Annotated in this window: 13 protein-coding genes; 11 read left to right on the top strand and 2 right to left on the bottom strand. The window is 63.5% G+C overall.

Features of this window, described 5'->3' with window-relative positions:
• Positions 1–9 precede the first annotated feature (9 nt).
• Both I6F38_RS27830 and I6F38_RS27835 read right to left on the bottom strand, forming a co-directional pair.
• Entirely contained in the window at positions 10–1,335 is a 1,326-nt protein-coding gene (locus I6F38_RS27830; protein ID WP_225162590.1) for a 4Fe-4S binding protein, read from the bottom strand.
• A 213-nt stretch (positions 1,336–1,548) separates the two neighbouring features.
• Positions 1,549–1,998: a cupin domain-containing protein gene (locus I6F38_RS27835; RefSeq protein ID WP_225162591.1), complete on the bottom strand. Its 450-nt coding sequence runs from the start codon at positions 1,996–1,998 to the stop codon at positions 1,549–1,551.
• Between the two features lie 182 nt (positions 1,999–2,180).
• On the opposite strand from I6F38_RS27835, the gene I6F38_RS27840 reads away from it, so the two are divergent.
• From I6F38_RS27840 to I6F38_RS27890, 11 genes are all read left to right on the top strand, one after another.
• Positions 2,181–3,206: an ABC transporter substrate-binding protein gene (locus I6F38_RS27840; protein ID WP_225162592.1), complete on the top strand. Its 1,026-nt coding sequence runs from the start codon at positions 2,181–2,183 to the stop codon at positions 3,204–3,206.
• Between the two features lie 12 nt (positions 3,207–3,218).
• Positions 3,219–3,920, top strand: a complete 702-nt coding sequence (locus I6F38_RS27845; protein WP_225162593.1) for an NUDIX hydrolase — start codon at positions 3,219–3,221, stop codon at positions 3,918–3,920.
• A 14-nt stretch (positions 3,921–3,934) separates the two neighbouring features.
• Positions 3,935–4,699 carry a substrate-binding domain-containing protein gene (locus tag I6F38_RS27850; RefSeq protein ID WP_225162594.1) on the top strand — a complete coding sequence of 255 codons (765 nt, stop codon included), beginning with the start codon at positions 3,935–3,937 and terminating at the stop codon, positions 4,697–4,699.
• A gap of 180 nt (positions 4,700–4,879) precedes the next feature.
• Complete coding sequence (locus I6F38_RS27855; RefSeq protein ID WP_225162595.1) at positions 4,880–6,190, top strand: ABC transporter substrate-binding protein; 1,311 nt, start codon at positions 4,880–4,882, stop codon at positions 6,188–6,190.
• A gap of 22 nt (positions 6,191–6,212) precedes the next feature.
• Positions 6,213–6,986 (top strand): ABC transporter ATP-binding protein, encoded by a 774-nt coding sequence (locus I6F38_RS27860; RefSeq protein WP_225162596.1) that lies wholly within the window; start codon positions 6,213–6,215, stop codon positions 6,984–6,986.
• Between the two features lie 4 nt (positions 6,987–6,990).
• Positions 6,991–7,695, top strand: a complete 705-nt coding sequence (locus tag I6F38_RS27865; RefSeq protein WP_225162597.1) for an ABC transporter ATP-binding protein — start codon at positions 6,991–6,993, stop codon at positions 7,693–7,695.
• 209 nt (positions 7,696–7,904) lie between these two features.
• Positions 7,905–8,786: a branched-chain amino acid ABC transporter permease gene (locus I6F38_RS27870; protein ID WP_225162598.1), complete on the top strand. Its 882-nt coding sequence runs from the start codon at positions 7,905–7,907 to the stop codon at positions 8,784–8,786.
• On the top strand, positions 8,783–9,793 hold the full coding sequence (locus I6F38_RS27875; RefSeq protein ID WP_225162599.1) for a branched-chain amino acid ABC transporter permease: 1,011 nt from the start codon (positions 8,783–8,785) through the stop codon (positions 9,791–9,793). Before I6F38_RS27870 ends, I6F38_RS27875 begins: the two co-directional genes overlap by 4 nt.
• The gene (locus tag I6F38_RS27880; protein WP_225162600.1) at positions 9,759–10,700 is read left to right on the top strand and encodes a polyphosphate kinase 2 family protein; all 942 of its coding nucleotides are present in this window, start codon (positions 9,759–9,761) and stop codon (positions 10,698–10,700) included. Before I6F38_RS27875 ends, I6F38_RS27880 begins: the two co-directional genes overlap by 35 nt.
• Positions 10,701–10,792: 92 nt before the next feature.
• A complete protein-coding gene (locus I6F38_RS27885) occupies positions 10,793–11,806 on the top strand; it encodes a phosphatase PAP2 family protein (protein WP_225162601.1) in 1,014 nt (337 codons plus the stop codon).
• A gap of 409 nt (positions 11,807–12,215) precedes the next feature.
• Positions 12,216–13,775: a 2-isopropylmalate synthase gene (locus tag I6F38_RS27890; protein WP_069277921.1), complete on the top strand. Its 1,560-nt coding sequence runs from the start codon at positions 12,216–12,218 to the stop codon at positions 13,773–13,775.
• Positions 13,776–14,034: the final 259 nt, after the last annotated feature.

Below are 14,034 nucleotides of genomic sequence, written 5' to 3' on the forward strand. Positions count from 1 at the left end.
CGCTGCGGCTCAGAGCGGGAAGCACCGCATGTAGGCGGCGAACAATGCTTCGTCGCTGTAGCTCACCAGCTTCGCGGCAATCGCGTCGGCCAGTTCGAGGTCGCGGTTCTGCACGCGCAGCCAGGCCTGGGTATCGGCGGTGATGGTCAGAGCCGCCTCTCCGACATGCCGTCCCGGCACCACCTGGAGATCCTTGCCCTTGATCGCAACGGTCATGTCCAGCGCGCTCGTGCCGGTGAAGCGCAGATGCGTCACGAAATCCAGACCTCGGGCCCTGCCGCGCTGGAATCCGAGCGAGAGCGAAAAGATATAGGCCTGCAGGCTGCCGGTATGGCGGCCCGAGGTGACATGCTGGACCTTCTTGTGCGGAAAGCGCCGCGTCACCGTGTCCTCGGCGTCGGTATCCGGGATCACGTAGACGTACTCGTCCTTGTCGATCAGCGGCTGCACCACATCGGAGAAATGCCCGTCGCGATCGTGCAGGAAGGGCCCGATCACGTCTTCGCCGGCCGGGCAGGCCGAGATGCAGTAGGCCGCCTTGTAGCCCGGCTTGAACGACAACGATTGCCAGATGTTTAGCGTCTCGGTGCGGGGAACGCGGGCACGATAATCCCTTGCGTCCTTTGCATCCGCGACCTTCTCCACCCATTGCGAGAAGTTGCCGAGAAAGTCGTGATAGTTGTGGGTGTGGCAGGACAGGAAGTCGAAGCCGCCGTCCGGCTTGATGGCGCCGACCGGGCAGGCGGCGACGCACAATTTGCACTCCAGGCAGGGATTGTAGTCGATCGGATGGTCATGGGCGTCGACCTCGCATCCGAGCAGGATGGTGCCGAGCAGGACGAAGCTGCCGAATTTCGGGTGGATGACGCTGCGATGGATTCCCATGCGGCCGAGACCGGCTTCCACCGCGATCGGCTTGTGCTGGACCATCATGATCCTGGGCAGGTCCATCTCCATCGGGAACGCGGCAACCGAGTTGCAGGCCGGGATGCCGTGCTCGTCGAGCGCGCGAACGATGGCACGCGCAGTTTCGTTGACGTGATCGTAGGTGCTGTGGAATTCCTCGTTGGCGACCGAGCGCGAGGGCGAGCGCACCGGCTCGCGGTTCATGTGGCAGACGATCGCGAGCAGGGAGCGCGTCCGGCCATAGACCTTGCGAATGAAGTCCCGCTGCGCTGCGATGGCGGTCCGTTCGAACTCGATGATGCCGACATCGTCGGCTCCGCATCTGCGCGCGATGTCCTTGATCAGCTGCGATGAAACCGGGACGTCGCGGACCGGTTCGCTGCTGCGCGCGCGCACGGTCCTGACCGTGGGGTGATCGTCGAGGCTCATGGTGCAGCCTTTTTGAAATGACGATCGTCATATTATGGACCGGCCGGACGCGAAGCAAGTGAATTATCTGTCAATTGTCATGTCATGGAACCGGCACTGGCGCTCGCGCAACTTTCGTCATTGCGAGGAGCGGAGCGACGAAGCGATCCATGGGTCCGCCTATCCGGAGAGATGGATTTGCTTCGCTCGCAATGACGTTGAGGAAGGCCGTAATCAATCCAGCAGCTTGGTATCGTCCGGCGCCTGCGGCGGCGTCTTGATCGCGATGGCCTTGATGGCGCGGCCGTTCGGCTTGGTGCCGCCATGCGGCGTGCCCTTCGGGATCACGATCAGGTCGCCCGGCTTCACCGTCACTTCCTTGTCGCCGAGCCAGACCGTGCCGGTGCCTTCGAGGACGAACTGCATCTCGTTGGTGTTGGGATGCATGTGCTTCGGCACATTGCCGTCCTGGATAGAGACGGTGGCGCCGTCGGCGGAGACGAACATCTTGGAACGGAAGCCGACCTTGTTGGCGTCGCCGAGCTTGTCGCCCTCCATCTCGCCGGTGTGGATGACCTGCGCCGTGATGTTTTCGGCGGCGAGCGCCGGCCGCAGCAAATGGGTGATGCCACAGCCCGCGGCAAAGGCGGTAGCGATCGACAGCGCGGTTGCAATACGATTCATGAAGACCTCCCTTGATGTTTCCCTTGAAGTATTCTTGGTGCTTATGGTTTTGGCGCTTCTTCTGCGTTTTCTTGTATCCGCGATGCTATGCCGCCCCCGCAGGCTTGACCAGCTGTCGGAAAGTCGCCTTCTCAAGGCCTGCCGGCTCCTCTATCTTGCCGGCCAGTCGAACGGAGGACGTCATGAACAAACTGCTTGGCAAGCTTGCCGGAATGCTGCTGGCGCTGACCCTGTCCACGGGCCTTGCCGCGGCGCAAAGCAAGATCACCATCGCGGTCGGGGGCGGCGCTTGCCTGTGCTATCTGCCCACCGTGCTGGCCAAGCAACTCGGCGAATACGACAAGGCCGGGCTCGCGGTCGAACTGGTCGACCTCAAGGGCGGCTCGGATGCGCTCAAGGCCGTGCTCGGCGGCAGCGCCGACGTCGTCTCCGGCTATTTCGACCACTGCGTCAATCTCGCGGCCAAGAAGCAGGAGCTGCAGGCCTTCGTGGTCTATGACCGCTATCCCGGCCTCGTGCTGGTGGTGTCGCCGAAGCACACCGGCGAGATCAACTCGATCAAGGATCTTGCCGGCAAAAAGGTCGGCGTCAGCGCGCCGGGCTCCTCGACCGATTTCTTCTTGAAGTATCTGCTCAAGAAGAACGGCCTCGATCCTACGGGCACCGCCGTGATCGGCGTCGGTCTCGGCGCCACCGCGGTGGCCGCGATGGAGCAGGGCCAGATCGATGCTGCCGTGATGCTCGATCCTGCCGTTACCGTGCTGCAGGGCAGCTACAAGGACCTCAAGATTCTCAGCGACACCCGCACCCAGCACGACACGCTTGCGGTCTTCGGTGGCGAATATCCCGGCGGCGCGCTGTATTCGACCGCAGCCTGGGTCAACGGCCACGAGAAGGAGGTGCAGGCGCTGACCAATGCGATCATGGCGACGCTGGCCTGGATCCATTCGCACAGCGCCGAAGACATCATGGCCAAGATGCCCGACGAGCTCGTCGGCAAGGACAAGGCGCAGTATCTCGCGGCCCTGAAGAACACGATCCCGATGTATTCCGAGACCGGCAAGATGGACCCCAAGGGCGCGGAAGCCGTGCTCGCGGTGTTCAGCGAGGGCTCGCCCGATGTCGCCAAAGCCGGCATCGACGTCACCAAGACCTACACCAACAAGTTCGTCGATCAGGCCAAGAAGACCACCGGAAGCGGAAAGTAAACGCGTACGGACATGCAGTCTCCGCTCATTTGTCGTGTCACCGCGCTCGACCTTGCCTTGCAGCGGCGCCCTTGGCCGTTTGCGGACGAGCGGCGCGCCGAGATCGATGCGCATTTCGCCGAGCAGCAGCGGCTGAACCCGAACCTGTGGAACGGCCGCGTCCTGCTCGGGCGCGATCCGGTCTTTTCCGGCGAGCGGCTTAGCGCGCGCTATTTCGAGACCGATTTCGCGAGCTTCCTCGCCTGGCGCGACTGGGGCTTTCCGGACAGCGAGGTGTTCAACGGTTTTGGCATGGGCGCGCTGCTCGCCAGCGACGGCGCCTTCGTGTGCGGGGTGATGGGCGAGCAGACCGCGAATGCCGGACGCATCTACTTCCCGTCCGGCACGCCCGACCTCGACGACATCAGGGGCGAGACGGTGGATATCGCCGGCAGCGTGATGCGCGAACTCGAGGAGGAGACGGGACTGTTGCCGTCGGATTGCCGCGGCGACGCCGACTGGCACTGCATCTACACCGGGCCTGCGCTTGCGATGATGCAGATCCTGTGCGTCGATATGCCTGGTGACGCGTTGCGGGCGCGGATCGAGGCCAATCTCGCGCGCCAGGCAAATCCCGAGCTTGCCGGCATCCATCTGGTGCGCAGCCGCGCCGATCTCACTCCCGCAATGCCGCGCTTCGTCACCGCGTTCATCGAGACGCAGCTGCCGGCCTAGGCAAAGGATGCGCAATGACCGAGCAAGGCACCGCTGCCGCTGCATCGACACCGGCAATGGCCGATGGCCCCAACACGATCAAGGTCATCATTTCGGGTGGATTCGCCGCGGTCTACCGCGACGTGCTGCCTGAATTCGAGCGAAGCACGGGCATCAGGGTGCAGACCGGATCGGGCGCGTCGGAGGGCACCGGTCCGAAGACGATCAGGCACCAGCTTGCGAACGGCACCAAAGCGGACGTGGTTATCCTTTCGCGTGAGGGACTTCGAAGTCTGATCGAAGATGGCCGAATTCGTGTGGGATCGGAAGCCGGACTGGCGACGGCACCTTTGGCCGCGGCGGTTCGGGCGGGCTCTTCCAGGCCGGACATCGGCGATAATGTCGCGCTCAGGCAGGCTTTGATCGACGCCGGCGAGGTGGTGGCGCCGAGCAGCACGAGCGGGCAGTACGTCCGCGACAAGGTTTTCCCCAGGTTGAACTTGCCGGACACGGTCAGGCTCACCCTCGAGGCGCGCGGAACCGAGGCGGCCGAAGCGCTGAGAGCAGGCAAGGCGAATCTCTCGATCGGCCCGACCAGCGAACTGGTTCAGGAGAGCGGCATCGAAGTTGTCGGCCTGCTGCCGCCAGATCTCCAGCTGGTCCAGACCTTCACGGCCGCGATCGTCAGCGACGCGCAAGCGCCGGAAGCAGCCAAGCGCCTGATCGATTTTCTTGTCTCGGACAGCGATATTTTGCTCACGGCCATCAAACGGGCCGGCATGGAACGGCCCCGCGGATAAATTGCTGCCGCCAAGCGCACGCCCGAGCACCGCGCGTCGGCACCGTTCCGCCGAAACTTTGCGCAAGCCTGCGCGGTGCGGACGCAGCCATCGCGCTTGACATCATCGGCCGCTCCCCCTGTGATAGGGGGGGCGGCACGACAACAAAAAATGCAGTGCACAATCTCTGGGGAGGGATTCATGCCGGTCAGGAGGGCTGCCCGCTGGCTTGCGGGTCTATCTGTCGCGCTTGCGGCGCTTGGTGTGGCCAATGCAGCGCATGCGCAGGACAAGAAGATCAAGATCGGCGTGATCTTCGATTTGACCGGCCCGCTGGCCGGCGGCGGCTCCGAGCTGCAATACACCGGCGTCAAGATCATGCTCGACCATTACGCCAAGGCCGGCGTCGAGGGTTACAAGGTCGAGGCCGTCTATGCCGACGCGCAGAGCAAGCCCGATATCGCGATCAACGAGGCCGTCCGGCTGCTCGAGCAGGAAAAGGTCGACATGGTGATGGGCTTCTTCTCCTCGGCGCAATGCGTGCCGGTGTCGGCGCGGGTCGAGCAGATGAAGAAGTTCATGTGGATCACGACCTGCATTTCCTCCGGCGTGTTCGACGGCAAGAACTACAAATACGTGTTCCGTCCGCAGGCCGCCGGCAACCAGTACGGCATGATGACGACCGACTTCATCGCGCAATACTCGATGTCCAAGTTCGGCAAGGAGCCGAAGGACCTCCGCGTCGCCATCATCCATGAGGACGGCGCCTATGGCGTCGACGTCTCCAAGGGCAATGAGGCCGGCGCCAAGAAGGCCGGTTTCAACATCGTGCTCAAGGAGGGTTATTCGGCGACCGCGCCCGATCTGTCGGCGCTGGTCACCAAGCTGAAGCGCGCCAAGCCCGACGTGATCTTCCACACCGGCTACAATCCGGACATTACTCTGCTGTTCCGCCAGGCCCGCGAGCAGGGATTGAAGTTCGGCGCCATCGTCGGCCATGGCGCGGGCTACGGCGTCTACGAAAAGCTGAAGGAAGGGCTCGGCACCGACGCCAACTATCTCTTCAACACCGACCCGATCTCGATCTGGCTTGCCAACCAGAAGAACATGGATCCCAAGCTGCCGCCGGTCATCAAGATGGTCGGCGAGGAGTTTGACCGGATGAAGCCGGGCGTGCCGATCCGTTCCGCCCATGTCGGCATCGGCGCGGCCAATGCCTATGTCTTCCTCGACGACGTGCTGCCACGCGCGATCAAGAAGTATGGCGGCGTCGATCCGGATGCGCTGCGCAAGGCCGCGCTCGACACCGACATACCCGAGGGCGGCACCATGCTCGGCTATGGCGTGAAGTTCTACGGCGAGGGAGAGCAGTATGCCGGGCAGAACGCGCGCTCGTTCCCAGTGGTGCTGCAATATATCGACGACAAATCCTATGTAGTGTGGCCGAAGAGCCAGATGCAGCGCGAGACCGAGCTGCCGCTGCCGGCCGGCACCACCTACAGCTACAAATAGCTCGCTCGCGAAGGGAACTGCCGTGCTCGCCGTCGAAGGCCTGGTCAAGCGGTTTGGCGGCTTTCGTGCCGTCAACAACGTGTCATTCCGCGTCGAGCAGGGCGAGATCCTCGGCCTGATCGGCCCGAACGGCTCCGGCAAAAGTACGATCTTCAACATGCTCTCGGGCACGCTGCCCCCGACCTCCGGCTCGATCCTGTTCGACGGCCACGAGATCGCGGGGCTCGCCCCGCACCGGATCATCAACCGTGGCATCGGCCGTACCTTCCAGATCCCGCGGCCGTTCCATCGCCTCAGTATCTTCGAGAACGTCGTGCTCGCCGGCTTCTACGGCCAAGGCCGCCACAGCCGCGGCAAGGCCGAGGAGGCGGCCGAGCGGGCGCTCGCGATGGTCGGGCTGCCGACCGATCATCACGGCAGCGTCGAGGGCCTGGGCGCCGCCGGGTTGAAGAAGCTCGAGCTCGCCAAGGCGCTCGCCACCGGCCCGAAGCTGTTGCTCGCGGACGAGAGCCTTGGCGGCCTCGACGAGGCCGAGATGGACCAGGCCGCCGACATGCTGCGCCGAATCCGTGACGAGCTCGGCATCACCATCATCTGGGTCGAGCACATCATGGGCGTATTGATGCGCGTGGTCGATCGCGTGATGGTGCTCGATCACGGCGAGAAGATCGCCGAGGGCCTGCCGGCCGATGTCGCCGGCGACGCAAGAGTGATCGAGGTCTATCTCGGCACCGATGCGGATGCGAGCCTCGCGGCCGCGGCCGCAGCCCAGGCGCGGCGCCGGATCGGGGCGTGAGCGCATGCTGGAATTGAAATCGATCGACGCGGGCTATGGCAGCTTCCAGGCGCTGTTCGACGTCAGTCTCGACGTCAAGGCGGGCGAGGCGGTCGGCGTGATCGGCCCGAACGGCGCCGGCAAGACCACCCTGATGCGGGTGATCTCCGGGTTGATCCGCCCGATCAGGGGCACGATCGCGATGGAAGGCGCCAACGTCGTCGCGACGCCCCCGCATCGCATCGTCAGCCTCGGGATCGCGCATGTGCCGGAAAATCGCCGGTTGTTTCCCCGGCTCACCGTCGCCGACAACCTGAAGATGGGCGCCTACATGCCCGGTGCCCGCGCGCATTACGCCGAGCGGCTGGAGTTCGTGTTCGAGCTGTTTCCGCGCATGAAGGAGCGCCAGCACCAGATGGCCGGCACGATGTCGGGCGGCGAGCAGCAGATGTGCGCGATCGGCCGTGCGCTGATGTCGAACCCGAAACTGCTGCTGCTCGACGAGCCGTCCGCCGGCCTCGCGCCGGTCGTGGTGCAGCAGGTGTTCGAGCTCGTCAAGCGCATCCGCTCAAGCGGGCTGACGGTGCTGATCGTCGAGCAGAACGTGCAGCAGGTGCTGCGCGTGGTCGACCGCGCCTATCTGCTGGAAGCCGGCAGCATCCGCGCCGCCGGGTCAGCGGCGGAGCTCGCGGCCAGCGACACCATCAAGCAGGCGTATTTGGGGGTGTGAGGATGATGACATCACATCTGGCAAGCGTGCTCACCCCGTTTCCCGTCATCCCCGCGCAACGGCTACGCCGTTGTCGCTGGAGGAGCGGCGTTAGCCGCGTCTCGAAGGATCGACGGCCACCAGCCGAGCCGTACATCCTTCGAGACGCCGCTTCGCGGCTCCTCAGGATGACGGGAGCGAGTGACGCCTCGGTCTAAGGCAGAGCCACCATGCAACCCTTCCTCGACATCTTCGACATCTACCTGCTGGAGGCCGTCATCAACGGCATCCTGCTCGGCGGCGTGCTGGCGCTGCTTGCGCTCGGGCTCAACCTGATCTTCGGCGTCATCGACGTAACCTGGATCTGCTACGCCGAGCTCGTGATGATCGGCATGTACGGCATGTACTATCTCGTGCAGTATTACGGCCTGCCATACTGGGCCGCCGCGCCGCTGGTGATCCTGCTGGTGGCGCTGCTCGGCGCCGCGCTGCATTTCTTCGTGATCGCCCCGCTCCTGACCGCGCCGCCGATCAACCAGCTGCTCGCCACCGGCGGCGTGCTGTTCATCCTGCAGAGCTTTGCCACCGTCGCCTTCGGCATCGACTTCCGCAATCTCGGCATCCGCCTGCCGGTGCTCGCGCTCGGCGAGATGAATTTCAGCTACGCGCGATTGCTGTCGTTCGCTGCCGCGCTGCTCGGCATGATCGGCGTCTATCTGTTCCTGACCCGCACCTTCACCGGCACCGCGATCCGCGCCATCGCGCAGGACCGCCAGATCATGCCGCTGATGGGCGTCGATCCCAAGCGCATCTATCTCGTCACCTCGGCGATCGGCGGCGGGCTTGCCGGCCTCGCCGCGTGCCTCCTGGTGCTGCAATATGACGTGCATCCGTTCGTCGGCCTGTCGTTCGGGCCGATCACCTTCCTGATCTGCGTGCTCGGCGGGCTCGGCAATTTCATCGGCGGCTTCATCGCCGCCTTCGTGTTCGCCGAGATCATTTCGCTCGGCGGCCTGTTCTCCGATCTGGAATGGGGTTACGTGCTGGCCTTCGCCTTCTTCATCGTCATGATGTTCATCCGGCCCGCGGGCCTCCTGGCGAGGCGCTCGTGAACAGGCAAGCCGCCGGCTGGATCATCGCGCTGATCGCGCTCGTCGCGGTGCCCTTCGTGCATCGCGATCCCTATCATCTGCACGTGCTGGTGCTGATCCTGATCTGGTCGTTCGCCTACACCTCGTGGTCGATCATGGGGCGCTTCGGCCTGGTCTCGCTCGGCCATGGCGGCTTCATGGGCATCGGTGCCTATGTCACCGCGCTGCTGTGGAACCATCTCGGCGTGTCGCCCTGGATCGGCATTCCCCTCAGCATGGCAACCGCCGGCGTGCTCGCGCTCGTCGTCGCCTATCCCTGCTTCCGCTTCCGCATCACCGGGCATTATTTCGTACTGGTGACGCTGGCGCTGTCGGGCATCGTGCTGCAGGTCATCACCGCGACCCGCGACTATACCGGCGGCTCGCTCGGCTACACCCCGCAGCGCGCCCCGAGCGGCAAGGGGCTGCTCGCGCTGCAATTCGACGACAAGACCACCTGGTATCTGATCGCGCTCGCGGTCTGGCTCGCCGGCCTCGTGATCTGGCGCGCGATCGATCGCAGCATGATCCGCCATGCCATGGAGGCGATCTCGGAAGACGAGGATGCCGCCGCGGCGGCCGGCGTCAACGTCACCGCCGAGAAGCTCAAGATCACCCTGATCAGCGCGCTGATGACCGCGCTGTCGGGCGCGCTCTACTGCCAGTACCAGATGTTCATCTCGCCCGACACGGTGAGCGGCATCGCGGTCTCCCTGCAGATGGTGTTCGCGGCGATCGTCGGCGGCGTCTATGTCGCACTCGGACCGACGGTCGGCGCCGTCATCACCATCGTGCTGGCCGAGGTGTTGCGCATCTCTTTCGGCACCAAGGCGGTCGGCTGGGACAATCTGGTCTATGGCGTACTGCTGGTGTTGTTCATCATCTTCCTGCCCAAGGGCATTCTTGGTAGCGTGATCGACCGGATCAAATCGCCACGCAAGCCGTCGAGAAGCCATGAGCAACAAACCGTCCCCATCGCTCGCCGATGAACTGAAGCCCTTCGTCGCGCCGATCCGCTTCGACGGGTCGGGCGAATTTCACCTCAAATCGTATCCGACCGCCGAGAAGGGCGGCATCGACAAGGACGCCGGCGGCAAGATCATCGAGGCCAACCGCAAGCGGCTCAACGACTTCCAGGAGAAGCTCTACGCCCAGGACCGCTGGTCGCTGCTGCTGATCTTCCAGGGCATGGATGCCGCCGGCAAGGATTCCGCGATCAAGAGCGTGTTCGAGGGCGTCAATCCGCAGGGCTGCGAGGTTTCCTCCTTCAAGCAGCCCTCGACCAGGGAGCTCGACCACGACTTCATGTGGCGCGCCATGATCGCGCTGCCGGAGCGCGGCCGCATCGGCATCTTCAACCGCTCCTATTACGAGGAGTGCCTGGTGGTGCGGGTGCATCCGGAAGTGCTCGACAAGCAGAAGATCCCGAAGAAGCTGGTGACCAAGAACATCTGGCGCGAACGCTTCGAGGACATTGCGTCGATCGAGCGCTATCTGTCGCGCAACGGCACCGTGATCCTGAAATTCTTCCTCAACGTCTCCAAGGAGGAGCAGCGCCAGCGTTTCCTCGACCGGCTGGAGGAGCCGGCCAAGAACTGGAAGTTCTCGATGGCCGACGTCGCCGAGCGCAAGCTGTGGGCCAAATATCAGGCCGCCTATCAGGACATGATCCATCACACCGCAACCAAAGAGGCGCCCTGGCACATCGTGCCGGCCGACCACAAATGGTTCGCCCGCGTCGTGATCGGCTCGACCATCGTCAACGCCCTCGACGGGCTCGACCTGAAATTCCCCGAAGTCGACAAGGCCGACTTGAGCGAATTCAAGCGCGTCCGCGCGGCGCTGGAGGCGGAAGGCAAGGGCGGGGCGGGCGAGAAGACGTCTGCAAAGAAGTAGGCGCCGCGTCCCATGTTTGTCGCATGCGGATATTCCCAGCGCGTACCGGCCGCTCGCAAGGCAATCTTAATGAATTGACGCAACATGGGGGTATGGCAACCACAGATTTAGCGACAGGCAGTCACAACCCGAACGATGACGCACTGAGGGGCGTGCTATGGGCGCCTGTCCTGCTGTTCCTGGCTGGTTGCTTTGCTGCCTTCCATTGGTCCGGATTCCGGCACGTCGATGTCAATTGGGCCGGCTATGGCGGGATGGCAGCGATCTTGCTCAGCGCCTACCTCGTGACAAAGGGACTGCGAATCCAATTCGTCCAATTGTTCATAAACTGCTGGTCGCAGAATCTGGTGGTTGCGATCGCCGCGACGATGTTGACCTATGCCGCCGCGACAGTCGGCCGTCCCTTGATCGACGACCAATTGCTGCGTGCTGATCAGCTGATCGGATATGATTGGAGAGCTTATGCGGGGTTCTTCGCGGGCTCGGACACGATGGTCCGCATCGTGAGCGAATTCTATAACTCGATTTTTTATCTGCCAAATGTTGTGATCCTGGCGCTGGCCATCAAGAAGGATGTCAAGACGCTTGAGAAATTCATCCTGGCGGCGATCATATCACTGCTGCTGACGATTGGGATTTTTGCCCTGGTTCCGGCCACCACGGCGTGGACCCATCTGCATCTCAGCGATACCGAGATATCCTCGTTCCGGAATTTGCCGCTGTCGTCCGACGGCTGGATCGATGAGCTGATCCGGATTCGCGAAGGAAGCCTCAGAAGCCTGCGCAATTTCCAGGGCAAGGGACTGATCGCGTTTCCTAGCTTCCATTGCGCGGCAGCCCTGATCCTGATCTGGGCAAGCTGGAACATCCGCTGGCTGCGCATCCCGATGACGCTCGTCAATCTGGGCATGATCCTGGCAACGCCGATCGTCGGCGGTCACTACGTCGCGGACCTGATCGGCGGTCTGGTGATCACGATCGTGTCCGTGATCCTCGCTGGTTGGCTTCACACCTGGATGCTGCGGCACGTGGCTGTGGTCCGGCGAGGAGCATGGGCGATGATACCCGCGGTGCAACGAGCTGAGCCCCGGGCGGAAGTCAGGTGAGGGCGATCGCGCCCCAGCCATGCGGCAACGATAGGTCAACCCAACTGACCATCTTTACCCATTGCGGCAGCTTGCCATAATCGTCTAGAACGACGGCGCACAGCGCGTCCCGGCAACCAACCGTCAATGGTTTTGCCCGAGAATTTTGGCGCTCAACAGGGTCTGGCAATGCTGATTCGCGGCCAAATTTATGGGATTTCGGGGGAGGTGGCCCTGGCTACCGCCACGATCCCTGCCGCAGCGCCCACCCTGCTTATTGGCGGCCTTCTTCTTACCTGCCCCTGAGGGCCGGCTGGGCGTTTGCGCCTGGGCACTCAGGGGTTTGTACGAGATCACCGAACCCTGATATCGCCCAGGTAATTGCTCAGGGAGCAACATGACGGGCGCCAAGCTTAAAGGAATTTCTGACATGGCCACCGCGAACAAGTCCGAGAAGGACCGCGTCATCATTTTCGACACCACCTTGCGCGACGGCGAGCAGTGCCCCGGCGCCACCATGACCTTCGAGGAGAAGCTCGAGGTCGCCGAGCTGCTGGACGACATGGGCGTCGACGTCATCGAGGCCGGCTTCCCGATCACCTCGGAAGGCGATTTCCAGGCGGTCAGCGAGATCGCCCGCCGCTCCAAGAACGCGGTGATCGCGGGCCTGTCCCGTGCCCATCCGGCCGACATCGACCGCTGCGCCGAAGCCGTGAAGTTCGCCCGCCGCGGCCGCGTCCACACCGTGATCGCGACCTCGCCGCTGCATATGCGGGTGAAGTTGAACAAGACCCCCGAGGAGGTCATCGAGACCTCGGTCGCGATGGTCGCCCGCGCCCGCAACCAGATCGACGACGTCGAATGGTCGGCCGAGGACGGCACCCGCAGCGAGATGGACTATCTGTGCCGGATCGTCGAAGCGGTGATCAAGGCCGGTGCCACCACGGTGAACATCCCCGACACCGTCGGCTACACGGTGCCGGAGGAATACACCCACTTCATGCGCACGCTGATCGAGCGCGTGCCGAACTCCGACAAGGCGATCTTCTCGGTGCACTGCCACAACGACCTCGGCATGGCGGTCGCGAACTCGCTGGCCGGCGTCGTCGGTGGCGCGCGGCAGGTCGAGTGCACCGTCAACGGCATCGGCGAGCGCGCCGGCAATGCCGCGCTGGAAGAGATCGTGATGGCGATCAATGTGCGGAACGACAAGTTTCCGTTCTGGAACAAGATCGACACCACGCAGCTCACCCGCGCCTCGAAGGTGGTGTCCGCGGCCACCTCGTTCCCGGTGCAGTACAACAAGGCAATCGTCGGCCGTAACGCGTTCGCGCATGAGAGCGGCATCCATCAGGACGGCGTGCTGAAGGACGCCTCGACCTACGAGATCATGCGGCCCGAGATGGTCGGCCTGAAGCAGTCCTCGCTGGTGCTCGGCAAGCATTCCGGCCGCCACGCCTTCATCCACAAGCTGGAGGAGATGGGCTACAAGCTCGGCGCCAACCAGCTGGAGGATGCCTTTACGCGGATGAAGGCGCTGGCCGACCGCAAGAAGGACATCTACGACGAGGACATCGAGGCGCTGGTTGACCAGGAGATGGCGGCCGCGCACGACCGCATCAAGCTGACCTCGCTGACCGTGATCGCCGGCACCCATGGCCCGCAGCGCGCGACCATGAAGCTCGATGTCGATGGCCAGATCAAGATCGAGGAGGCCGAGGGCAACGGCCCGGTCGACGCCGTCTTCAACTGCATCAAGCGCCTGGTGCCGCACGAGGCCAAGCTGGAACTCTATCAGGTGCACGCGGTGACCGAAGGCACCGACGCGCAGGCCGAAGTCTCGGTGCGTCTGGCCCATGAAGGTCGCTCGATGACCGCCCGCGCCGCCGATCCGGACACGCTGGTCGCCTCCGCAAAGGCCTATCTCGGCGCGCTGAACAAGATCGTGATGAAGCGCCAGCGCGACGTACCGGCCAAGGCCGCGGGCTGACGAGCGCGGTCGACCGACAGGTTGAAACGCGGCGCCCCGGCGCCGCGTTTTTCGTTCGGGCGTGCAGATCTAGAGCGAGAGTCCTCCGTCATTGCGAGCGTAGCGAAGCAATCCATCTCTCCGATTCCTGATACATGGATTGCTTCGTCGCTTCGCGCCTCGCAATGACGGCGGTAGTTGGCCAGATTGGAATAAAATTAGATCATTCCGGTTACCGTTGGAATCATTTACCAATATTCCGCTCCATCCCGCACTGCTT

The sequence above is a fragment of the Bradyrhizobium sp. BRP56 genome, assembly GCF_020194035.1.
Taxonomy (GTDB): Bacteria; Pseudomonadota; Alphaproteobacteria; order Rhizobiales; family Xanthobacteraceae; genus Bradyrhizobium; species Bradyrhizobium australafricanum.